The sequence below is a fragment of the Chitinophaga rupis genome (genome assembly GCF_900109685.1).
GTDB classification, from domain to species: Bacteria; Bacteroidota; Bacteroidia; order Chitinophagales; family Chitinophagaceae; genus Chitinophaga; species Chitinophaga rupis.
This window is the reverse complement of the sequence record NZ_FOBB01000015.1, coordinates 1-25,678: the sequence shown is the minus strand read 5'-3', so window position 1 is coordinate 25,678 and position 25,678 is coordinate 1. Positions and strand designations below refer to the sequence as shown.

Annotated in this window: 7 protein-coding genes and 1 pseudogene; all 8 read right to left on the bottom strand. The window is 51.4% G+C overall.

The annotated features are described in order from the left end of the window. Window positions 1-41: 41 nt before the first annotated feature. The gene (locus tag BMZ54_RS32195) at window positions 42-5,426 is read right to left on the bottom strand and encodes a condensation domain-containing protein (protein WP_089921329.1); all 5,385 of its coding nucleotides are present in this window, start codon (window positions 5,424-5,426) and stop codon (window positions 42-44) included. A gap of 29 nt (window positions 5,427-5,455) precedes the next feature. Further along, a complete protein-coding gene (locus tag BMZ54_RS32190; RefSeq protein ID WP_089921327.1) occupies window positions 5,456-8,818 on the bottom strand; it encodes an amino acid adenylation domain-containing protein in 3,363 nt (1,120 codons plus the stop codon). Between the two features lies 1 nt (window position 8,819). Further along, a complete protein-coding gene (locus BMZ54_RS32185) occupies window positions 8,820-13,376 on the bottom strand; it encodes a non-ribosomal peptide synthetase (protein WP_089921326.1) in 4,557 nt (1,518 codons plus the stop codon). A 12-nt stretch (window positions 13,377-13,388) separates the two neighbouring features. Continuing rightward, window positions 13,389-17,294 carry a non-ribosomal peptide synthetase gene (locus BMZ54_RS32180; RefSeq protein ID WP_089921324.1) on the bottom strand — a complete coding sequence of 1,302 codons (3,906 nt, stop codon included), beginning with the start codon at window positions 17,292-17,294 and terminating at the stop codon, window positions 13,389-13,391. A gap of 41 nt (window positions 17,295-17,335) precedes the next feature. After that, window positions 17,336-18,070 carry a phenylalanine 4-monooxygenase gene (locus tag BMZ54_RS32175; protein ID WP_089921322.1) on the bottom strand — a complete coding sequence of 245 codons (735 nt, stop codon included), beginning with the start codon at window positions 18,068-18,070 and terminating at the stop codon, window positions 17,336-17,338. A gap of 18 nt (window positions 18,071-18,088) precedes the next feature. Then, complete coding sequence (locus BMZ54_RS32170) at window positions 18,089-22,480, bottom strand: non-ribosomal peptide synthetase (RefSeq protein ID WP_089921320.1); 4,392 nt, start codon at window positions 22,478-22,480, stop codon at window positions 18,089-18,091. A 12-nt stretch (window positions 22,481-22,492) separates the two neighbouring features. After that, entirely contained in the window at window positions 22,493-25,120 is a 2,628-nt protein-coding gene (locus BMZ54_RS32165; RefSeq protein ID WP_394332732.1) for a condensation domain-containing protein, read from the bottom strand. 105 nt (window positions 25,121-25,225) lie between these two features. Next, window positions 25,226-25,510: pseudogene (locus BMZ54_RS33625) on the bottom strand (AMP-binding enzyme); the annotation flags it as partial. Between the last annotated feature and the right edge of the window lie 168 nt (window positions 25,511-25,678).

Here is a 25,678-nt window from a genome sequence, read left to right as displayed (position 1 = left end):
ACTAAAGGTTTAACAGATGGATCAATCAGTTGAGGAAATGATCATTTGATCTTATTGAATAATTCGCTGTTGCGGTTGCGGGCCTCCTGCTGCTTTTGCTGTGCAGACTGGCGGTGGCGCGCGTCCAGCAAACCGCTTAGCTCATTTAACGTGGAAGCCGGGGATGTTGCGATTGTTTGCAGAATATAGCTGTAGTCTTCGAGCAGCTTTTCCATCAGCGGGCTGTCAAACAACGCAATGTTGTAATCCAGCTGAATGCTGAGGCCAGCCTCGCCTTCGCCGATATGGAACCAGAGGTCGGCCTTCACCGTAGGAAAGCCCTGCGCTCTGCTGCTCACTTTGAGGTTATGCTCCGGTGCAGCAGCTGCATCCGCTTCCGCTGCCATACTGAAGTTGTTATAGGTGAAACCTGCATCGAACAGGGTATTGCGTGCGGGATCATGCGGCAGCTTCAGGTCATTTACCAGCATATCAAAAGGATATGCCTGGTGCCTGAATGCCTGTAGTACATTTTCCCTTACCTGAAGCAGCCAGGCGGTAAAAGACATTTCCGGCTGAAAGCGGGATAATACCGGAATGGTGTTGAGGTAAAGGCCTACCTGGTTTTCCAGCACTGCATGCTCCCTGCCGGAAACCGGCGTACCTATTATAACCGCGGTTGTTTTGCCATAATATCCTAAAACAAATTTCACAGCGGCCAGCATGGTCATATAAAGGGTAGCATCTGCCTCACCGGATAAAACTTTCAGGAAGGCCATGATCCGGCTGTCGATATACTGAGGTAAACGCGCTGCTGTATAAGTTCTGTAAGCAGGGCGCTCATGGCTGCCGGGTATTTGCAGCAAAGGCCGGCCCGCGGCAAACTGCTGCATCCAATAGCTGCGGTGCGCTTCCATACCGCCTTTATCCAGCTGCGTTTGCTGCCACCATGCAAAATCCTTGTATTGCAGGTGCAGCGGTTCCAGGGCCGGTGTAACCTGTTGTGCGCTGCATTGATAGAAATACTGAAACTCCTGCAGCAGGATCTGTAGTGAGGCGCCGTCTGCCAGCATATGATGCACGGTCAGGAAAAGCGTCCAGCGGTCTAATGATACCTGCATCAGGGTAACCCTGATCAGTGGGCCATTCTCCAGGTCAAAGGGGGTTTGTGTATCTTTCAACAAGCGCTGGCGTATATGTTTTTCCTTTTCCGCCAGGGACAGGATATTTTCCATTTGTACGGCAAACTGTGAAGCAGCAGCGCTATGCACCCGCTGCACGGGTTTACCGTTTATAACGGGGAAGGTTGTACGCAGTATCTCATGCCGGCTCACCAGGCTGCCAAATGCCGCTGCAACGGCAGCAGGATCCAGCACACCGTCCAGGTCATATACAGCGGACATATTATAGGCTGTAAAATCCTTCTCTATCTGCTCCAGCACCCACATCCGCGCCTGCGCATGCGACAGGGGATAATATTCCATTTGCGGTGCAGGCCCTATGGAGGTGGCGGCCACCGGCGCTGTCGGCACGGGCGCGGTGCGATGCGCATCAATGTAATCCGCCATTTCCCGGAGCGTACCATTATCCAGCATATCATCAAACTCCATTTTCACCTGCAGCTGCTGCTCCACCTGGTTAAGCACGCGGGTGGCGCTCAGTGAATGGCCGCCCAGGTCAAAGAAATCATCATCCAGCTCCAGCGTGGCAGTTTTTAATACTTCATACCAGATTGCGCCCAGTGTAAGCTGTGTGGCTGACCAGCCTTCCCTTTCAAAAGCGCCTGACGCAGGAACGGAAGAAGCTGCTGCGGGAACAGCTGTAGTAATAACCTGCTCCGTGGCGCTTATACCAACCGTGAAGTAGGGATGCTCAGCTGCGGCAGCAGGATCTGTTGCAGAAACCATTACCTGCGGCCGGGGATACTGCAGTATAAAAGCCAGTATAGCCATCGCTTCGGCAGCTGTGATCTGTAATGAGGCAGGCGTTTGTGCACTTGCAGGCCAGGCATTTATACCGCCAAGGGTTTGCCGCCATTCCGGCCACCTGATATGTATGAAATTTGCGTCATGATCATAAAGCGCATCCAGGCTGGCGTGAAAAGCTGCGGTAGCGGCCTGCCCGGCCATACCAATAACCGCGCTGTAACCGGAGAACAGCACTACCTGCGGGGCATTTCCTTTTAATGCTCCCAGCAACAGCTGCATATCGTGCACCGCATTTGCGAAGGCCAGGCCGAAAGCGCCAGGCGCATAATGCGCTAACAGCATTTCCGGGAAAACCGGCGGCAATACAAAAGCGGTATCCGGCCGGCCGTATTTCTCCGTAATAATATCCAGCAGTGCCTGAAGCGTGTAACCGGTGCTGTTAGTCCAATGCATGCAGGTAATATCTGCACCCTGCGCTGTTAACTCTTTCAGGTTCTTTACTGCTTTGTAAGCAGGGTGACCTGGATGCAGCCCGGCTGCCTTCCATTCATCCTGCGGTGGCAGCGGCTGGCGGTGCAGCAGAATGATCTTCCCTTTTATGGATTGCAGCATCCGGCATAGTTCTATTGACTGTAAACCGGCATCACCGGCCACCAGGTAGATACCGCCTGTTTTTAATGCGGCTGCAGGCGTGGCCTCATCAACTTTTACCGGCACTACGGCCGGTGTAAAAGCCACGCCATTCCTCCATGCCATAAAGACCTTTCCGGCAGGTTCCTTTAGTGTACGAATGATCTGCGCGGGGTATTCATCCATGGTTGCCTGATCGGTATCCACGCAGTTCAAATGCAGCAAAGGATATTCTTCCGGCATGGTGGCCATCAAACCAAAAACTGCTGCCAGCAAGGGATTTGCAGGCGGCATTGTATTATTCACCTCCACAGCGCCATTGGTAAAAACAAGGTAGCTGCAGGGGTTGCGCTGCAGTAATGTGTGGAACCCGCGCAGGAGTGATATATGAGGCTGCAGGGCAGCATCTGCTACCCCAGCTGCATCAGCGGCGGTTACACCGCATGCGGTCATATGTATAATGCCCCTGAGCGGCCGACCGCCGGTCATAAGCTCCATTGCCAGCTGCCTGTAATCGTCTTCTTCGTTTAGGCGCAGCTGGTAGCTATGCTCGCCTGTTTTGCGGAACCACTCACCATTACTCACTATTATATATTCGATATGTTGCGTGTCCAGTATGCGTACCATACGTTTGCCCCAGCTGCCATTGTCTGTGATCAGCAGAAAAGGCCCTTCCGCAGAAAATGTTGAAGCGCTCAGCGGCTCAAATGGCTGCCACTGCCGCGCATACAAACAGGCAGCAGGATCTGCCTGCTCATTTTCCCTGATCCAGCAGGGCTGCTGCTCAAAACGGTAAGCCGGTAATGTGATCCTGTGACAGGGCGCAGTATCCAGGTATTCCCATGCAGGCATATGCCCTTTCAGGTATAAAACACGGGCGTAAGACAACCATGCGTTACCGTTATCCTGCCCCAGTGTTATGATCTCATGGCCGGGTGCAGCCAGCGTGCGCAGGGCTTCGGTGATATTGCCCCTGCCGCCTATCTCTGCAAACAATACCTGCCTGCCATCCAGCTTTTTGAATAACAGCTGCAGGTTCCCTGCATCCGGCGTTAGCCCGTACACTGTTTCATGGGCAAAAGATCTTTTCACGCCTTCTTCCAGGGTAATCTTGCCGCTGATAACAGCTGTTACCACTTCGCCTACGCCATTCCCGATCAACAGGCTGCTGTTAATACCGGCAGCTTTCAGCAGCTGGTAAAAAGCATATTGAAAGCTAAACAACAGGAAGCTGCTCTGAATATTTTCACGGTGCTGGTAGTGCCTGCATGCGGCCACCGCATTTCCAAACACGGGATACCTGGCAGATAAAGTAGCCATCAGGTATGCATCCGGTATGCTATCGCCGGAAAAAAGCAATACCAGCTGGTAAGGATTTTTAAGCGGTGCCGGTTCAGCTGCCTGCAGCACTTCATCCAGCTGTGGCAGCAGCGCTTCGTAATCGGCTGCCAGCAGGGCACAGCGGTATTCGTGATGGCCCCTGCCGGTATATAAAGTATAGGCTGCATCTGCTGCCGATTGTGCGGGTAATGCAGGCAGCGCTTCTGTAAAGGCTATAATATTGCGGCGTAGTGCGGCCGCGGTTTTGCCGCTGAACGTCCATAACAAGGTGCGCGTAACCGGCTCCTGTACAGCAGCCGTACGGGCAGGCGCTTCTTCCAGCACCGCATGGCAGTTGGTGCCTGATATGCCAAATGCGCTAACCCCTGCCCTTTTTACCCCTTCCGTTAACCAGGGTTGCAGACGGTCATTCACATACGCTGCGCTGTTCGCAAAATCAATCAGCGGGTTAGGTTCCCTGAAATGAAGGGAAGGGAATAGCTGGCTGTATTTAAGAGATAATACGGCTTTAATAAAGGCCGTGATACCGGCAGCGCTGTTGGTATGGCCTACATTTGTTTTTACGGAAGCAATGGCGCAATGCTGCTTTTTAGCGGTAAACTGCCGGAAGGCCATATCAATACCCTGCACTTCAATAGGATCGCCCAGTTTTGTACCGGTACCATGTGTTTCAATGAAAGTAACGGTTAGCGGATCAATACCTGCTTTTTTCCATGCCTTACATATTACGGCTGCCTGCGCTGTGCTGCTGGGAGCCGACAAGCTGCCGGCCAACGCTGCATCCTGGTTAAGTGCGCTGCCTTTTATAACGGCGTGAATAATATCGCCATCTGCCAGCGCTTTTTGTAATGGTTTCAACAACACGCATGCTGCAGCTTCCCCGCTGCCGGTGCCGTTTGCATCGGCGGAAAAAGTTTTGGCTTTTCCATCCGGCGCATGAATACCTATATCAGCTACCTGCTGCCGGTTAGTGGGAAAAAGCTTAAAGTTAATACCGCCGGCTACCGCTACATCCGTATCGCCCAGCTCAATGGCATTACAGGCCATGTGCAGCGCTACCAGTGAGGAGGAGCAGGCTGTATCCACCATTACCGCAGGACCGCGGAAATCAAAGTGGCGGGCTACCCTGCCTGCTAGTACCGGGTTCAGGTTACCGGTGGGCAATGTAGGATGGTAGGTAGTTGCATGACGGCTATAGTCCAGGTTCACATCTGCCAGGAAAACACCGGTCACTGCATTTTTTATGCCGCCGCCATAGCCTGCGTCATCTAGCAGCTCCTGCACTACTTCCAGTAAAATGCGCTGGTGCGGGTCCATATTCTCGGCTTCACCCCGAGATATGTTAAAGAAAGCATGGTCAAACAGGTCAATATCTTCCAGGAAAGCAAATATTTCATAATCATCTGTAACAGGAACGGTGGTACGTAATAAGCGCGTCCTGGAATAGGGCCGCACGCTATCCCTTCCGTTCTTCAGATTTTCATAAAAGGCATATACATCACCCGCTTCCGGGAAGCGGCCTGCCATACCAATAACTGCAATATCCATAAACGCTCAGTTAACAGGGTTACAAAATATCAGAGTGTAAAAACTTCGGGGGTGGCGGTACTTTTCTGGCTATGACCGCTGTACTTTGAATTAATTAACGCAGCCTGCTGCTCAATAGTGGGCATATCAAACAGGTCTGATGCGGAAAGCAGGCCGGGATATTGTTTTTGCAGCAGATCCAGCAGGCGGATCACGCGTAAGGAATTTCCTCCTTTATCAAAGAAATTATCCGCTATGCCTATTTCCCGGATCTGCAATACGTCCTGCCATAGCTCCAGCAGGGCCGCTTCTGTTTCATTGCGGGGTGGTATGATGCCGGCTTCCTGCGTCCATTCATTTTCCAGCATGCGCAATTGCTCCTGGTCTATTTTTCCATTAGCCGTTAAGGGCAGCTGGCTTATGAAATAGAGGTCGGCAGGAATAAACACCGGTGAAAGATAGGCAGCTGCATGCTTGCGGATGTCTGCGGCCAGCTGCGCGGCATCTGTAATATATCCGCCGGTAAGCGGTAAGCCCGGGACTGTATTGTGCTGCACACTCTTTTCGCGCACGCAATAGATCATGGTCAGGGGAATAGCATCCAGATCATCCGGGAAAACTTCCTGTACAAAAAAACCTTTGCCGGCCAGCATCTCTTTCATTTGCCGGCGCTCTGCCTCATTACCATGCAGCTCCATCACAATCTGCCGGATCTTAGGCCAGTCTTCATCCTCAATTGCATTTAATATGCGGCTTTCATTGTGCTCCACATCTATTTTCAGTAATGCTATTTCCTGCAAGTTCTGTTCCTTCATAATTGTGGACAGCCTTTTTACAGGGCATTGCACCTGGTAAGAATAGGTTTTTTCCTTCACCAGCTGATCCAGCTGCGCTGTAGCCAGTGTAATGCCCTCTGCTGCAGAAGAAGCGGTAATGCTGTTCCGTACCAGCATTTCCTTGCTGCTATCCGCATACATACCTGATAAAGCGGTGTTGTTCGGATAATAGTGAAAAGCTACGGTGCTATCCTCATCAGACAGGCCGCAGTTAAATGTTTTGATCTGCTGCTCATATAACTGTGTATTGGCATCCAGCATATCATATACATCGGGTATGGGCTCAAATGCATACACCTGCAGGCCCTTGCAGGCATGGGTTACAAACAGGGAGAACATACCAATGTTGGCGCCTGCGTCAATCACTACATCACCCGGCTGCAGCTGAATACCATGGCGGAAATAAAGCTGCTCCTCAAAGATCTCGTTATATAACAGGGCGGCTTCATTGTTATTTACCGTAAACAGTGTAAGGCCATTAGGCAGGTGATAACGTTTATTGAACAGGTCCGGCTGCTCCTGCCGGATCTTTAGCAACTTATTTACCGTGTATGCCGCCTCTGCGTCCGGCAAAACGGCGCAGGCCAGCCTTGAACCTGCATCGGCTGGCTGCTGCAGATAAGCGTATGCGGCCTTCACAGCAGGATGCGCTGTTATTACGCGGTTAATTTCTTCCAGTGAAATACGCATCCCGTTCAGCTTCACCTGGCTGTCTTCTCTTCCCATGAAAACAATGTTGCCGTCTTCCTGCATATAACCCAGGTCGCCAGTCTTATACATGCGCCGGCCAGCGCGGAAAGGATCTGCTGTAAATTGTGCAGCGGTTAATGCGGGCTGCGCCAGGTAACCGGCTGCGGTACCTTCACCGGCAATACAGATCTCTCCCTTACAGCCCACCGGTACCTGCTTCCCTTTTGGATCCAGCAGGTAGATGGCGGTATTTGCCAGGGGGCGGCCAACAGGCACGGGCCGGCCAGCCGTTATACTATCATCCGCCTTATAAATAGCAGCGCAGATAGCACACTCCGTTGGACCGTAAGCGTTATAATAGTCGAAATAGGGTAATGATTGCAGTATATCATGCGGGGATGGCATTTCCCCACCCGTGATCACGGCGCGCAAAGTCCTTAGCTGTGCCGGTTTGTAAAATTTATAATAAGATGGGGTGAACATAGCTAAGCTCACCTTCTTTTCCTCCATAAAGGCAGCCAGGCTTTCCGGCTCGCTTACCAGCCGTTCCGGCGGCAGTACCAGCGTGGCACCGGAAAGCAGCGCTATTAATATTTCACAAACGGCTACATCAAATGACATGGCTGCAAATTGCAGTATGCGGTCGCCTGCTGTTATGTTAAACCGATCAATATGGTCAAAGATCGTATTCAGGCATTGGCGGTGGGTTACCATTACACCCCGCGGCACCCCGGTGGAGCCGGAGGTGTAGATCACGTATGCCAGCGCTGCATCGCTCACCGGAGGCAGCGTTGTTGCGGTGGCTACATCAGCCTGCATATCAACGGCCAGCACCGGTGTATCACCGGCAGGCATTTTCAGCAGCAGCTCTGTGTGCGTGATCAGCAGCTTAACACCTGCATCCTGTATCATATGCGTGGTACGCATAGCCGGGCTGGCGGGATCCAGGGGCAGGAAGGCAGCTCCGCATGACATTACGGCCAGCATGGCCACGATCCATTCCTCACTTTTGGGCAGGTAAATGCCAATAATGTCGTTCTCCTGTATCATATGCTGCTGCCGGATCTGCGATGCCAGCCGTGCAGCGGCCCGGCTCAGCTCTTCATAAGTGAGGCAGCGGTTCTCAAAAAGAAGGGCGGTATGTGCCGGCGCATTTTTCACCTGCGCTGCAAAGGCTTCAGGTATGCTGATATCCCGGAGGAAGGCCTTTGCCGTATTTTGCTGCTGCTGCAGCCAGGCCTCCTCTTCTGCTGTTAACAGGTTAACAGCGCCTGCTTTTACAGAAGGCACCGGCACATTACGCAGTAAAATGCCAAGATGCCCGGCCATACGGCTAACAAAGGCGGCGGAGAATACGGATGGCAGATAATGCATATTCATGCGGAAGCCGGCATTACCGTCCCTCACAATGCATACATGCATTCCCGTTAGCGGCCCTGCCTTACCATAAGTACCTTCAAGCGTTATTGTAATATTGGATGCAGGCAAAGACCATTCACCGTTATACCTGTAACTGTCTATCATGCTTTGCCGGGCCTGTTCCATGCACTCCCGCATGCTGCTGCCGGCGCTGCCGGTAAGCACCAGGGGCACCTGTACAGGACCATTGCCGGCTGCTGCGCCACTGAAGGGGATATTAACCACTACTGTCTCATCCCAGCTATACCTCCGCAGCAGCATGCCTAATGCCGCGCAGAAAATTACAAACAGCCCCGTTTCATGATCATTTGCAAGGTCGCGCAGCGTTCCTGACAGGGAGGTGCCCAGCTCATAACTGTATGTCTCCGCTGCCATACCGGCTTCCCCGGCATTTACCGGTGCTGCGGCAGTAAAGGTGTAACCCTGCGGGTAAACGGCTGCTATATTATGTATTGTTGCTGTGCCCATGTTATTTGTAATTGAAATCAAAATTGAATACTTCCGGTGCAGTTAATACAGTGGTTGTTCCTGCTTTTTCCATACCGGTTTGCAGCTGTTCCAGCGTTACGTACTGCTGCTCTGTAATAGCGGCTAATACTTTCGGCAGTCCATCGCATAACCCCGCTGCAGTGGCATTGTCAATTGCGTGCGTATGGAAGATCATATCTGCATGCAGCTGGGCGCCGGTATCTGCCACATCCAATATTATATCTGAGGTAATAGCTTTCTTTTCAAGCGTATAACCGGCTACCTGTAATGGCTGTACGCCATTGGCCGCCTGCTGCGGCCCGGGTGTTCTGTGATAGGAGAGCATTACATCGAAAAAACGCTGCCGGCCTGCTCCCTGGCGGCGGCTGATATGCTGTACCAGCTGGCTATAAGGGAATAATTGATGGCGGAAAGCTTCCAGCACGGTATCTTTTACCTGCAGCAGGTTTTCTTTGATGCTGCTATCCGGTAACAGCCTGGTACGCAGCATTAATGTATTCATAAATACACCCAGCTGGCTTTCAAGGTCAGGATGCACCCTGCCTGCTGCTACCGTACCTACCGTTAGGTCCGTATAGCCGCTGTGCTTATACAACAAGATCTTTAAAGCAGCCAGCAGCGGCATAAACATGCTGCAGTTATGCTCACTGCATAAACTTTGCAGGCGCTGATACAGTGCCGGCGGTACTTTGCAGCTTACCATGGCGGTGTTTCCGGCTGCCTGTGCAGCCGGTGTTCCTGCCGGAAAAAGCGCGGAGGGCGACAGATCGCTGAATTTATTGACCCAGTATTCCCTGGCAGCCATTCCCTTTTTTGTTTGCAGCTGGGCATTGTACCAGGCAGCATAATCGCGGTACTGGATGTTAACCGGCGGTAACAACGGCTCCCCGCCTGCGGTAAGGGTATGGCAGAGCGTTGTAAACTCCGTTAGCAGATTATCCATTGACTGGCCATCTGTGATAATATGATGTAAAGCCCAGCAAAGAATGTACTGGTCCGGCTGCACCAAAATAAGCCGGCACCTGATCAGCGGGCCTTTTTCCAGGTCAAGCGGTGCCATCATACCTTTTACCATAGGGCTTTCCAGCACATCTTCCAATGATAATGAAGGGTGAGCCACCTGGTATTCAAGACTGCAGTTAAAGCTGTCAGCGGAGTGCACGTATTGCACAGGCTCTTCACCCTGCAGCGCAAATGTGGTACGGAGAATCTCATAACGCTGCAGCAGGCGCCGGAATGCTTCCTGCAGAATAGCTACGTCCAGCATGCCTTTCAGCAATAAGATGCGGGGAATGATGTAAGCAGTTCTATCTTTCAGCAGCCGCTCTGCGATCCAGATGCTTTTTTGCGCATAGGATGTTTCATAGAACGGAGCATCCGGTAATTTTTCCAGCGGCTCATAAACAGCAGGCGTTGTTCCGTCAATACAGGCGGCTTGTTTTTCTATTGTGTCTTCTTCAAAGATAGTGCTGATGTCCAGCTGTACATGGAATTGCTTATAAATGCGCGCGATCAGCTGTATGGCGGTAAGCGAATGCCCGCCTGTTTCATAAAAACGCTGGCGGATGCCTACTTCTGACAGGCCTAGTACATCTTTCCAGATGATGGCCAGTGCAGCTTCTGTGGCTGAAACAGGCGCATCCTGCCGGGTTTGTGGCGTGCTGTTTTCCATAGCAGCCAGCAATTTCCGGTTTACCTTTCCGTTTGCCGTTAATGGGATCTCACTTAGATCTACCAGCCGGGAAGGAACCATATACGATGGCAGCACCGTTTCCAGGTGCCTCCGCAACGCTGCCGGCTGGGGGTTATGCTTCCATACTATAAAGGCCAGCAAGCTGCGGCTGCCGCTTTGTTCCAGCTTATCCGTTACCACTGCGGCCTGCACAGCTTCATGCTGCAGCACCGCATGCTCCACTTCCTGCAGCTCTACACGGTAGCCCCTGATCTTCACCTGCTGATCTATGCGGCCCAGATATTCCAGCTGCCCATCGGGCCACCAGCGGCCTTTATCACCGGAGCGGTACAAGCGGGCGGCCGGGTCAAAGGGGGATGGAACAAATTTTTCTTCCGTCAGGCCTGCGTTATGGTAATAGCCGGCAGCCAACACCTTACCGCCAATGAATATTTCACCGGTTATGCCGGGGGCCTGCAGCTGCCTGTTCTCATCCAGGATATATATTGCTGCATTGGCTACCGGGTAACCGACAGATACCTTTTCACCAGGCATCACTTCTTTTACCGTACAGCCTATAGTTGCCTCCGTAGGCCCGTATTCGTTATAAATATGCATGCTGCTGTTCAGCATCTTCAGCGTATCTATCTGCAGGGTTGTAAGCGCTTCACCGCCTACAATAGCGCGGGTGATGCCCGTAGCAGGCACCTGTAAATGAGCCAGCAGGCTGATATGCGCAGGGGTTAGCTTCACCGTATTGATATGCGGATGCCTGAAAATATGGTCCAGCACCTGGTGCACATCATCGCTTTCATATACGTGCAGCGCCCCGCCGTTGGTAAGGGTGGTAAAAATGCTGGTCAGCGTAAGATCAAAAGATAAGGCGGTAAAAAAGGGAAAAACCACGCGAGCCGCCTCTTTGAAATAATAACTATTGGCCCATTGCACATAGTTGCTAAAGCTGGCATGCGTAATACCTACTCCCTTAGGCTGGCCGCTTGAACCGGATGTATACAGTACATAGGCCAGATCCTTCGGCTGTAACGCAATGGCAGGGTTGTTATATGCTTCCTGCTCCAAAGGCATTTCCACATCCGGCGCCAGCACCGGCCCCCCGTAAAAATCCACAACCTCCAGCATATCGCCGGCCGGTATGATCAGCAGGGATACCTGCGCCTCCTGCAAAATGGAATGCTTACGTGCTGCCGGTATGGCCGCATCTATGGGTAAAAAGGCAGCGCCTGTTTTTATAACCGCCAGCAATGCAGCTACCAGCATTTCAGACCGGGGCATCATAATGGCTACCACGGCGGAGGATCCTACGCCATACCTGCCTGTCATTATACCGGCCAGCATATTTGCCTGCCGGTGTAATTCACGGTAGCTAAGCTCCCTGCCGTTACAATGTACTGCAATAAGGCTGGGTGTAGCAGCTGCCTGGTGTTCCAGCAGGGCTTTCAGATCGCTAAAGGCATATGACACGCTGCTGTTGCTGCCGGAAAAACGCGTTAGCAATTCCCGTGTATCCTGGTCCGTTAATAACAGGTCCTTTACTGCCATATCCGGGTTTGCTGTTACCTGCTGCGCCAGCACACGGAAATGCTGCAGCACCTGCGCCGCAAATGCAGGCTCATATAGCTGCTCATTAAACTTCATTTCTATAAAAAGGCCAGGGCCTCCTGTAAAAAAGAAAATATTCAGATCGTAGAAAAAACGCTGAAAGCTGGTGGTCTTATGCAGCTGTAAAGGCCCTGCAGGTGCAGATGCGCTGCCGGCATCCGTAGTCATACCTGTTACCGGAAAATTCTGGAACAACAGGATATGATCGAACAAAGGCTGCCGCTGTGCGGACGCTGCCTGGATCTCTGCGAGCGACAGGTAATGATGTGATTCTGCATCCACCGCATTCTTCTGCATACTTTTTAAGAGGGTGGTAAAGCTTTCAGCGCCTTCATAACGAAGGCGCACCGGCAGGGTATTAATGAACAGGCCCATCATGGTTTCAATGCCCTCCACTGAAGGCGGACGGCCTGATACCACGGATCCAAAGATCACATCGGGGCTGCCGTGATATTTGCTCAATAGCACTCCCCAGATGGCCTGGCACAGGGTGCTGATGGTAACACGGCAGGCAGCTGCCAAAGCTTTCAGATCAGCAGAAAGCTTTTCATCCAGCAACAGGTCCGCTTTGCAGATACCGTACCCCACGCGGGTTTGGCGTTGCAGCGCATGCAGGCTTGCCAGGTCCTCATAACCCTGCAGGTATTCCTCCCAGAACAGGCGGCCTGCAGCAAGATCACGGGTATTCAGCCATTCAATATATTTTTTGTAGGGCTTTACCGGCGGCAGCACTATCTTCTGCCCGCTGATAATGGCTGCATAGATCTGGAAGAACTCCTGCTGCAGCTGCTGCACACACCAGGCATCCATCAGGATATGATGCCAGGTCCATACCAGCTCATACAGCTCATCTTCCAGCTGCAGCACTGCAACGCGCATCAATACATCCTGTGCAAGCTGAAAACCTTTTTCTTCATCCTGCTTACGGTAAGCGTCTATAATGCCCTGCGGGTCAGCTTCCCCACGGAGATCCCTGAAAAAGAAGGGAACCCTGCGCTCCTTCATGATCACCTGCAGCGGACGGTCTGTTGTTTTCTGCACAAAAACGGCCCGCAGCACATCATGTCTTTCCAGCAGCACGTTAAAAGCCGCTTCTATGCTTGTAATGTCCAGCACACCATTCTGGCGGAAAGACAGCTGTTCAAAATAAGTGTTGGAGGCGGGGTTGCGCAGGGAATCAAAGAACATGGATTCCTGCATGGGCGCCAGGCTGTATACATCGGCAATATTATCCCTTGTTAGCATGCAATTGGGTTATCAGCTGAAAATAGAGTCCAGGTCGTCAATAGAAAGGTTTTTGTAAGTAAGGTCCACCGGCGAAAGGCGGCTGGTATCCTGTTCACGGCAGAATTCCGCTACCTGTTTAAGATTCGCTTCAAACTGCGAAGCCAGTAAAAAGATGGTGCCGCCGCGGAAGTGTTTCTTATTAAATTCCACTGTTAGCTGCAGGTGCCTGTTAGCCACCTGCGCGCGTACTTCCAGGTCGTGCAGCCGTTTACGTTTGCGGCTTTGCTCCTCTCCCATTCTTACGGAAGGTATGGTAAAGGAGGTATTATCAATATCGGTATCAAACTGGCCCAGGTAGTTAAAACCTATCTGTGCCTGCTGGTTAAACACGTAACCATGCTTGCTTTCCGGCGGCGTCAGATATTTAAGCACCCCATAGCCAATGCCGTTGTTGGGCACCTTTTTACGCTGCTCTTTCACCGTGGTGATCACATCTGTTATATCTGCCGGTGTTGTAATGTCCAGCAATAAGGGATAGGTTGTTGTAAACCATCCCACTGTGCGGCTTACAGTTATATTGTCCAGCACTTCTTCCCTGCCATGCCCTTCCAGCGCTATGTATGCGGCATTGATGCCGAAGGTTTGTTTTACCGCCAGCATTAATGCAGCCAGCAATATGTCATTCATTTCTGCATTTAACACACGGTAACCGCTGCTTACCAGCGCAGCCGTATCTTCCTGGTCCAATGCGCAGCCGATCTTCTCCGCATCTGCCGGCATATTATCCAGCACACCGGCCATATCCCTTTTAATGGGCACTACATCTTCCTGCATTACACCAGCCCAATAGTTACGCTCCTTCAGCAGCAGCCGGCTATTGGCATAAGCTGTTAGTTCTTCTGCCCAGCGTTTAAAAGAATCGGTTTTAGGCGGCAATACCAGCGGCTGGCCGCTTTTCCATTGTGCATACAGTTTTTCAAGATCTTCCAGCAGAATGCGCATGGAGATGCTATCTACCACCAGGTGATGCACTACCAGTAAAAGGTAATCACCATCGGGTGTATGGAACACCGCCACCTGCAGCAGCGGCCCCTGTTCCAGGTTAATGCTGGTTTGTATAAGCGCAGCCTGTGTTTCAATAAATACCGCTACGTCAGATGCCGGGTCCGGCTCAAAGAAACGGATCAGTGGTTTAAGGCTGGTATCTTTGTTGATCAGTCTAAGCCGGCCTTCTTCCCTATCCATTACTATACGCAAGGCATCATGGTGCTCCATGATCTTTTCAAATACCCGGCGAACACCCTCCTGGTCAAAACCGTCTTCAGAGAACAGCATCATAGCCTGGTTGTAGTGATGCTGATCCGTTTCGTCTGCCAGGAACACTTCCTGGTGTATAGGCATAAAAGGTACTTCACCTGTTACCTCCGACTGATCGGCCATCTTCACGGCAGGTACCATCAGCAATGCTGCTTCTGCCAGCACAGGTTTATCAAAAAGCTGTTTTACATCCAGTTTATAGCCGGCTTTCAACAGCCTGGAAACTATCTGTATGGATTTGATGGAATCGCCTCCCAGGTGAAAAAAGTCATCATCTTTTGTCAGGTTTTTGCAGCCTAATACTTCGCACCATATATCGCCCAGGATCTGCTCCATAGGCGTAAGCGGCGCTGCTTCAGCCTGCGGCAGTATTTTGCCGGCCACCGCCATCTCTATTAACTGCTGCTTATCCAGCTTGCCGTTTGCTGTTACCGGGAAATAAGATACCGGCAATAACAGCGATGGCTGCATGTAAACCGGCAGCTTACCGGCCAGGTAAGCCCTCAGCGCAGCCTCTTCCACTACGGCAGTATTATTTGCATCCGTTACATAACAGGCTGCCAGCACGTTGCCAAGGTTTGCGCCGGTACCAATAAATGCTTTTGCATCTGCAATACCGGGATAGGCACGCAGTACAGTTGTGATCTCCCCCGGGTCTATACGGTAACCGTTCAGCTTCAGCTGCTCATCCCTGCGGCCCATGAAAACTATATTGCCATCCGGCAGCCAGCGGCCGTTATCACCGGTGCGGTATAACCTGCCGCCTGACGCAAAGGGAGACGCTACAAACTTCTGATGCGTAAGTGCTTCATCGCCCAGGTAACCGGCTGCCAGCCCGGTTCCGCCTATGCAGATCTCGCCGGTGAACCCGGGAGGCAGCAGCCGCATCTCTCCATCCACCAGGTAGATCTGCTTGTTTGCAGACGGGCGGCCGATCGGAACAGTGTTCCCCATCTGTGCTGCATCTGCTTTATACAGGGTGGCATTTACAGTTATCTCCGATGGTCCGTAACCGTTATAGAAGCTCTTTTCAGCCCCGTAATACAGGGCATCTTCCACCACAGCCGGCTCGCCTGCCGAAATAATGGTGCGCACACCCGGCATGGGGGCCTTGTTTAAAGCGGATAAATAGGACGGTGTTATTGTAAATATGGTCACCTGCTTTTGTTCCAGCAGCTGTAAGAACCTTGCAGTATCGTTAATGTCTGCTGCTGCAGGTATAACCAGGGTGGCGCCGGATAAGAGCGTGGTAAAAATATCCAGCAGGGAGCCGTCAAAGGAAGATGACATGAACTGCAGATAGTTATCTTCCGGCAACATGCCCAGCTCCTGTACGTGGTGCCATGCGGTATTCAGCAATCCCTCATGCTGCAGTATAACGCCTTTGGGCTGCCCGGTAGAACCGGAGGTATAAATAATGTAAGCGGCATCGGTACCGACGGGCAGCTGCGTAAGCTGCGCCGCTTCCTCAACAGCAGGCTCCTGCAGGTCTATGGCAAAAACATCCCCGTTAAAATGCTCTATTTTAAACAGGAAGGAAGATGCGGTAATGAGCTGCCGGATGCCGGCATTTTCCAGCATGTACGCTATACGGCCCTGCGGCAGTGTAGGATCAACAGGCACATACACGGCGCCGGCCTTCATAACAGCCAGCAGCGCTACCACGGTAGATGCCGATTTTTCCAGCATTACGCCTACCCGCATACCTTTTTTCACCTGCATAACTTTTTCAAGGTGAAGGGCCAGCTGTGTACTTTTTTCATCCAGCTCATGATAGGTAATTGTACCGCCTTCATCCTCCAGGGCAATGTGCGCGGCGTAAGCAGCGGCCTGCTGCATAAAAACAGACACCACGGTTTCTGCGGCCGGCAAAGGCATAAAAGACTGATTATAAGTGTTGAGCAGCAGCTCCTGCTCCTCACCGGTTAATATGTTCATGGTACCCACCGGCGTTACCAGCGCATCCAGGTAATACAGTACATTATGCAGATGTTTTTCCATTCCTGTGATGAACGAATCCAGGAACAGGGCTTTGGAATAAGTGATCTCAATGCTCCAATCCTCATTATCCGGCACGTTTATTTTCACAACCACATCGTATTGCTGTAATTGTTCTCCGGCGGGTGCATCGTGCACACCATCCATCATGAACAAACAGTTCGACAAACGTTCTTCCGGTACCGGTAGTATATCATTCAGCGTTACATAGGTGCCAAAGATGGTATCGCCGGTATGGTTCAGCTGTGTTCTGAAATAGCTGTCCTTATTAATAAGCATCAGCACCGGCACTTCCTGTACAGCAGGCGGCTCCCCGTCTTTTCCCTTTAGCGCAGGGGTATATACCAGCACTTCGTCCGTATCCATATACCTGGAAAACAGGATGCCGAAAGAAGTCATAAACAATACAAAAATGTCCAGCTTGCGTTTGCTTTCAGTGCCTTCCATTAATAATTGCTTTGCGCGGCTGCTTATTGGAAACCGGGTGTGTATCTTTTCCTTTTGCTGCAGGGGGTCTGTAGTGCATTGCTGCAGGCAGAAAGGGGCAGGTTTTGCCAGAGAGGGGTCTTTTTTAGCAAAGGTGCTTTGCCAGTCAGCATATAAAATGACTTTCTTATCCATGTATTAATTTTTTTATTCCCGTTGAAAAATTTGGCTGATGATCATACGTGGCTTTTTACCGCCAGGCTGTCTGCCAGCCGCCGCATGTCTTTAAGGCTGTCAAACAGCTGGTAAAAGGAGTCTATGTAGAAGTACTCCTGCTGGATCTTCAGGTTGTCATATGGTGTGGAGATGATCTGCTGCAGGTTAAACGCATGTTTGGGTATGCGGCTGTCATCAATATTCTTTACTTCACCGGACGAAGTAAGAATGGCGCCGCCATAGGGCTTAAGGATATCGTTTTCCCGGATCAGCCCCATTTCCAGGGTAAACCAGTATAAACGGCCGAAATAGTTCACAATGTCATCATTCTCCGCATAGTTAATGGCAATGCTGCTGTAGTTAGCCATAAATTCGCAGAACAGACTGTTCATCAGCATGGGCACATGCCCGTATACATCGTGGAAAATGTCCGGCAGCTCTGCAAAATCAATTTCATGCGGTTTACGCATATGCACAGTTACGGGGAACTGCTTATTGATCAGCATCGTGAAAAAATCCCGGTTGGGCACCAGGCCTTCCACAGGTATAACTTTCCAGCCGGTAGCGGGATACAGCATATTATTCACCATTTCCATGTTGGCTACACGGTCCGGCGCCAGTGACAGCTGTTTAAATCCTTTCTGGAATTCGGTAGCGGCTATACGCAGTATTGTGCTGCTCTGCCTTTCAAACAGTGTTGTCCAGGTACGATGGTCTTCCTCCGTGTAAAGGAGATAATTTTGTTCAGGGTACATCAGGTAAACTTTATTGGTTCAGAAAATGGTGGAATTTGCCATCCGGAGGCTGGCTGGCAGTACTTCATGATTCTCCAGCACAACGCTGATGGTTTGCCGGAATGCGCCTAAAAAGCGGTGCATGGTATCTGTTGCAAAAAGATCCGTATTATATTCAATCCCGCAGGAAAGCTGTTCGCCTTCTTCGCGGAAATAAAAGCGGAGATCTGTGGTGCTGCCGTTAGGCACTGCGGTATCCATACGCTGCAGCCCCATATTGTGCAATAAAGGCGTACCTGCCGTTACATTACGCGTGGTCATTACCAGCACCACATCAAACAGGGGCGAACGGCCCGGCTGGCGCCTGCATTTAAGATCACCTACAATAAGATCAAAAGGATATGCCTGATGCTCAAAGGCATTCATACAGCTTTTTTTCACCTGCTTTAACAGCATAGTAAAAGGAGCCGTTGCCCTGAAAGCAGTTCTTACCGGCAGGTTATTCAGGTACATGCCGATCTGCGCTTCCAGCTCTTTAGCTGTGCGGCCGGAAACGGGCGATCCGATAACTATATCCTCACTACCGGTATGCAGGTACAGCTGCATATTCACCAGCGCCATGAACAGCATGTACAACGTTACATCGTAGGTGGCGGTCATTTCCCGCAGGGCTGCGGCTTCTGCCTGCTCAAATTTAAACCCTACCGCATGCCCAGCATATGACCTGGTTGCCGGGCGGGGAAAATCAAGTGGCAGATCCAGCACAGGGATACCGTCGCTGAACTGGTTGATCCAAAACTGCTGATGAAGGGCCAGGCGCTCACCAGCCAGCTGGCGGTTGGCCCAGGCCGCATAATCCTTGTAGTGGATATGCAGCGGCTGCAATGCAGGCGGTACACCGGTTGTGCAGGATTCATAGAACAGCGACAGCTCCTGCATGATGATCTCAAACGACCAGGCATCTGCAATGATGTGATGCAGGTTTATAATAAAAATGAAATGCTCATCGTCAGTTTGTATCAGCCGTGCGCAGATCAGCGGGCCCTGGTCAAGATCAAACAAATAACCTACGGTTTGCGCAGTGAGCTGCCGGATCCTTTCTTCTTTATCGGTGCTTTTGCGGAGATCATTAAAAATGATCCGGGTGTCTGTTTCTGCTGCATCACGCACCTGCTGCTGCGGATGTCCGTTTGCGTTAGTAAACGTAGTGCGGAGTATTTCATGCCGCTGTACCAGCCGGGTAAATGCTTCCTGCAGGTGCTGTACCTGCAGGGAACCACTTATGCTGAATACGGCGGGCATGTTAAATGCAAACATGCCGTCGCCCAGCTGGTCAAGGATCCAGATACCTTTTTGCGCATGGGACAGGTCATAACCAGCTGCGGGCGCCAGGGGGGTAATATGTTCCAGATCCGCTTCTTCAGAAACGGTTATTCTTTCAGCCAGTGAACGTATGCTGGGATGATTAAACAGATCCCGCAGGGAGATCTTTACCCGGAAAGTTTCCCTGATACGGGATATCAGCTGTACTGCCTTGAGGGAGTGGCCGCCCGCTGCGAAAAAACTTTCATTCACATCTATTCTTTCACGCTGAAGCAGATCTGCCCAGATGGCTGCCAGCTGTGCTTCCACCGGCGTTTCAGGCATTGCATATTCCATTGCCTGCACGGTTGCAAGCTGCCCTGCAGGCGGCAATGATTTTTTATCCAGCTTACCGTTGGGCGTTACCAATAATGCAGGCAGCTGTATATAAGCGGCCGGCAGCATATATTCCGGCAGTCTGCTTTCCAGGTAAGCTTTTAACTGCGGCTCCCCTACCGGTGCTGCTGCTGTATAATAAGCTACCGGTGCAGGCTCCCCGTTTATGTTCTGCATCACTACCGCAGCATCTGTTACCGGCTCAAAACCGCGCAGGCAATGGCTTATCTCCGCCAGCTCCACGCGGTAGCCGCGGATCTTCACCTGCTCATCTTTACGGCCCAGGAAAATAATGTTACCGTCTGCGGTCCATTTACCCAGGTCGCCGGTTTTATACAAACGGTTTTTATCAAAAGGCAGCTGTATAAATTTTTCTGCTGTCAGCAGGTCCCGGTTCAGGTAACCGGCCGCCACGCCGCTGCCGGCTATACAAATTTCCCCTGCCACACCAACCGGCAGCAGGCGGTTATCCTCATCCAGTATGTACACACGGTTATTCCAGACAGGCTTGCCAATAACAGGGCAGGCACGGAAACGGGAAAAATCTTCCGGGAGTATTGTATGCGCTACAGCGCCAATGGTAGTTTCCGTTGGTCCGTAATGGTTAACCAGCACCATTTTTTCATTAAGCCGGTAACACTTTTCAAGATCTGCCGGCTGTATAGCCTCCCCTCCGCAAACCACCAGCCGTAATACCGGAGCAGCGGGCGCCTGAAGATGCTCCATGGCAATACAAAGCATGTGCAGATGGGTAGGCGTAAGCTTGATATAGGTAACCTGCTGCGCTAAAAGATCCTGCAGCAGCTGATCTGCATCCATATACACCTGCGGCTGATACAGGTACAGCCGGGCGCCGGTTAATAACACGGACCACAAGGCGGTATAACAAAGATCAAAAGCTACAGACGAGAACAAAGCAGTGCTATCGTTCTCCGTAATATCATGTGCGTTAACAAACCAGTTAATATAATTTAAGAAAGAGTGCTGGTGTATTTTTACGCCTTTAGGCACTCCGGTGGAACCCGAGGTGTAGATCACGTATAACAGCGGATCAGCCGCCGTTTGCACTTTAAGATCAGCCGGGGAACAAAGGTTCCATTGCTCCTGTGCAGCTGTACATTGCGGAACGGGGATGGATAACTGTAACGTACCATCTGTGATCAGCAATGCAGCTTCACTGTCCTTCAGCATAAATTCCAGCCTTTCCGCAGGTGTAGTAACATCTACCGGCAGAAATGCGGCGCCTGTTTTTATAACAGCCAGCAGCGCGGTGATCAGCATGGGTGAACGCTCCATTCTTACAGCCACAATGTTACCCGGCTGTATGGCATACTGCTGTATAAGCCAGTGCGCCAGCTGGTTCACCTGCGCATTCAGCTCCCGGTAGCTGATGGTTGCCTTATCATCTGAAAGGGCTGCGCGTTGTGGCCAGCGTGCTGCCTGTGCCTCAAAACATTTCACAACGTTTGCTGCCGGCCAGTTAACTGTTCTGCCGTTAAATTCATTCAGCAGAAAATGTTCTTCCAGCGCAGATGCCTGTAACAATGTATTTGCAGGTACGTGCAATTGTACCGCCGCATTGCTGATGAAAGCCATAAAGCTTTCCTGCATAAAGGCAATCTCCTGGTCAGAGAAAAGGCGTTTATCACAGCTTAGCTGTAACTGCCATTGTCCCTGCCGTTCCAGGCATAACAGCTTCAGCGCAAACTTTTCATAAGCGGTGAACAGCCGGTTCACTTTACATGCACCGGCACTATAACACTCAAAGCCTATTGCAAAGGAAACATCATTTCCCTGGGGCAAATTGGCGGTATAATAAGCTTCCTCTTCCAGCTGCGTAATGGCTGTTTCCATTTCGTCCCATACCTGCTGTATGCTGCTGCCATGATCAGCTTCACCATACACCGGCAATATAACACCCAGCGGACCGTTGATATACCTGAACACATCCGTAGTGCGGCCGGACACTAACACTCCTGTATCTATGCGTGCACCTGCATGCTGGTATTGGGATAACCACAGCTTCCAGGCCGCCAGGAAAAATGATCTTAACGGAAGGCTTAGCCTGTCCGCAGCATTTGTTAGCTGCCTGTTAAGCTCCGGTGATAACCACCGGCTATGGTGCTGACATTCCGGTATGGCGTCCTGTAAGGGCAAGGTATGGAAGGGCAATGCTGAAGGACCTGGATAAGGTATTGCGGCAATAACATCATCTGCCTGCAGCATTTCCTGGTGCCAGGCTGCAAACTGCATAAATGAAGGGGGCAGCTCCTGATGACTGTTGTCGGCATAGTATAAGGCGCTTACTTCAGCGGCAATGTTCATCAACGCATCCCCATCTGTGCAAAGCGCCGGTAAACGCAGCACCAGCAAGCTTTCGTCAGCATTTAAATTTACCGCCATAACATCCAGCAGGCAGGTACGGCTCCAATCATAGGGATGAGTTATACGCAATTCATCCTGGCTCAGAGGCTGTATTGCGGCCTCATACCACAGGGCGCCGCTGTGCGCTTCATTAATCACCTGCAACGGATAAAGCAGGCCAGGTACCTGCACAAAAGACACCCTCAGCATTTCATGCCGCTCTACCACTGCTGCTACAGCCAGCTGCAGCTGCTGCAGCCGGAAAGGGCCGGCCAACGCCAGCTGCAGCTGGTGTTCCATTATAACACCCTGCTGCTGCAAAGCCCATATACGTTGCTGATAAGGAGAAAGGTTATATCCGTTCATCATATTTTATAACAATTAGCGTAACATATCATCATTACAGGGCGTATTCATGGAAACCACAATTTTACGTGCGCCGTCATAAGGATTGCGGCCATGCGACATCAGCATATTATCCAATAAAAGGATATCGCCTTTTTTCCAGGGGAACACTACTTTGGCCGCAGCATATGCACTGGCGATCTCCGCTATCACTTCAGGTTCTATCGGGCTGCCATCTCCATAAAAAGTATTAAAGGGCAATTCCTCTGCGCCGATCCCTTCACGTATATGTTCTGCCAGTGATCTTTCATTAAAGAAAAGGCCATGATTGAACCACAGCGGCTCACCGGTAACAGGGTGTTTTACTATCGCCGGCTTCACCCACCAGGTTTGCAGCTGCTGTTCGCTTTTCCAGGAAAAGCGGATGTTATGCAAACGGCAATAGGCCGCTACTGCCTCCGGGTCATTTGTCTGGTAAACATCCTGCCAGGAAAGGCCAAAACCTTCCTGCAGGTTGCGGTAGTACATTATGCCTTTCTCCTCAAAACGCCGGCGGGTAGCGGGCGACAGCTGTGCCAGCACGCGGCGGCTATCACATATAGGCGTTTCACCACCGGTACATTGCAGCTGCATGCAATGAAATATGATCTGCAATGGCCAGTGGCGGGAGTAAGAAAGCTCGTTATGCATATTAATATGCTGGCTGGATGGCTGGTCTGTAGAGGTATACACCTTATCTGCCAGGCGGCTTCTGGGCGAGGATTGATCCATATAATCCATCGGCGGCCCGCCGGTAATTGCGGCAAAGCTGTGAAAATCAGCCAGGCCATTGATCTCAAAATCACGGAACAGCAAAGCGCCTGTTTCCTGTAAGTGCTGCTGCACTTCGCCTGTATGCTGCTGCAGCCATTGCAGCAGAGATACGCCCGGAACGGTTGGTGTGATCATTAACGGATATCCCAGGCCGTTAGCCGGCGGTGTAATTTTCACCAGCTCCGGCGCGGTCACCTGTACTGCTGCAGTTTTTGTTTGCAAAAACTGGCTGAAGGTGTTTTCCTTTGAGAATTTTTTTGACATGGGTTTTCTTTTTACAGCGAATGCAGGGTCTAACAGCAGCCGGGTGGCTATTGTCTCAGGTGCAGCGATCATCATTTCCAGTATGGAAAGGAATAAGCGGGTGAAGACTGCAGCAGTTTCCGGCAGTAATAATGCGTGGTTATATAACAACGAACATTGAATGCGGTCTCCCAGGTCTGCGGCATGCAGCCAGCAGGTTGTTTTTACATATTTATCGTCGGTATCGTATAACTCCACTTCCAGGTCTTCAAAACCATCTGGTCCGTTGTTACCGGTGATCTGCTGTGTATTTTGCCAGGTAAAACCTACCTGGTAAAAATTGTGCGGCCCCGCTGTGTCCGGGCCGTTGAGCAAGCCGGCAAAACGTTCCAGGGTAACCATGCCGTGCTTGAATGCTTCCAGCAGCTGTTGCTGTACGCGTTGCAGCAAAGCGGAGATCTTTTCCTCCGGCAACAGTTTTATTCTTATTGGTAAGGTGTTCATAAAAGGCCCTACCAACGGTTCCAGGTCAGGATGTGTTCTGCCGGCAAAAGGAGTAGCCACTACAAGATCCGTTTGCCTGGCAATGGCTGCAAACAGCAGCTGGTAAGCGCTTAGCAGCAGCGTATACATAGTTATACCGCTATCCCGGCATAATTGCTCCAATGCCGCACGGGTAGCGCCGTTTATGGCGAAAGGAATATCCGTTCCGGCGGCAGGCGTATCCTTGTTTGGCTGTTTGTCCAGGGGTAACGCTAAAACCGGCGGTGTATCTGCAAACTGGTTCTTCCAGTATTGCAGGTGCATTTCATAAGCATCTCCTTCCAGCTGCCGGTTCTGCCAGGCTGCAAAATCTTTGTACTGCACTTTTAATGGCTGCAATGGCTCCGGCAGGTTATTGGTAAAGGCATAATAATAAGCCAGCAGATCATGTATGATCACCTCCATTGACCATCCATCTGCCACCAGGTGATGCATAGTAAATAACAACAGGTGCTTTTCTGCGGAGAGGCGGAGTAAAGTGGTATGTAACAAGGGGCCTTTTTCAATATCCATTTCCAGGGAGGCTGCCTGGTTAGCCCAATGTTTTACCTGCGCCTCCTGCCCTGTTGCCGCCTGCAGGTCTATTAACGGCATGTGATAATGATGATCTGCTGCCGGTATCACCTGCTGGCGAATACGGCCATCTATTAAGGGAAACACTGTTCTTAATATTTCATGCCGCTGTATTAAAGCGCGGAAAGCCTGTTCCAGCGAGGCTGTATCCAGCTTTCCGTGCAGCATGTAAGCACCCGGAATGTTGTACACTGCGGCAGAACGTTGCAGCTGTGCTGAAAGCCACAGTGTTTGCTGGCTGGCAGATACGTCATAAAACGCTGCCGGCGCTACCGGCAGCACCGGTGGTACCGGCTGTGATGCGGCGCTGTTCAGCGCAGCGGCCAGCCGCCTTATATCAGGAAAAGTAAACAGAACGGACAATTCAACGGACAGCTGCATGATAGTGCGTACCCGCGACAATACCTGTATTGCTTTCAGGGAATGCCCGCCCAGCTCAAAAAAGTTATCTGTTACGCCTACACGGGAAATACCCAGCACCTCCTGCCAGATCTGTTGCAGCTGCGCTTCCAGCGCGGTGGCCGGGGCTTCATGTACCTGCTGCTGTAAGGCTGCTACCGGGTCGGGCAGCGCCTGGCGGTTTACCTTGCCATGTGCTGTTAACGGAATGTCTGATAGCGGAATAATATAACCCGGCTCCATCCACACCGGTAGCTGCTGCCGCAGATAGCTGCGTAAGCCTGCTTCATCGGCTGTATCATTATACACAACGTATAATACCAGCGAAGCTTCCCCACTCGCATCCCGGTACACCTGTACCGTGCAGCCTTTTACGCCTGGGTATTGCAGGGCGGTTTGTTCCAGCTCTGCAGGTTCTATACGGTAACCGCGGATCTTTACCTGCTCATCATTGCGGCCGGCATATACCAGCCGGTTATCCATGTCCAGGTAACCCAGGTCGCCCGTGCGGTACATATGCTGGTTAGCATGCAGCAGGTCTGCCACAAAACGGCTGTTTTGTTTTACTGCCGCACTGCCATGATAACCCGCGCCTACACCAGCGCCGCCGATGTATAGCTCACCGGTTACACCGCGCGGTACCGGTTGTTG

What these genes read in the sequence shown, in the direction of transcription:
- BMZ54_RS32195 (WP_089921329.1), bottom strand. Translation starts at nt 5,426, where the DNA reads ATGGATATTGCAGTTATTGGTATGGCAGGCCGCTTCCCGGAAGCGGGT.
- BMZ54_RS32190 (WP_089921327.1), bottom strand. Translation starts at nt 8,818, where the DNA reads ATGGGCACAGCAACAATACATAATATAGCAGCCGTTTACCCGCAGGGT.
- BMZ54_RS32185 (WP_089921326.1), bottom strand. Translation starts at nt 13,376, where the DNA reads ATGCTAACAAGGGATAATATTGCCGATGTATACAGCCTGGCGCCCATG.
- BMZ54_RS32180 (WP_089921324.1), bottom strand. Translation starts at nt 17,294, where the DNA reads ATGGATAAGAAAGTCATTTTATATGCTGACTGGCAAAGCACCTTTGCT.
- BMZ54_RS32175 (WP_089921322.1), bottom strand. Translation starts at nt 18,070, where the DNA reads ATGTACCCTGAACAAAATTATCTCCTTTACACGGAGGAAGACCATCGT.
- BMZ54_RS32170 (WP_089921320.1), bottom strand. Translation starts at nt 22,480, where the DNA reads ATGATGAACGGATATAACCTTTCTCCTTATCAGCAACGTATATGGGCT.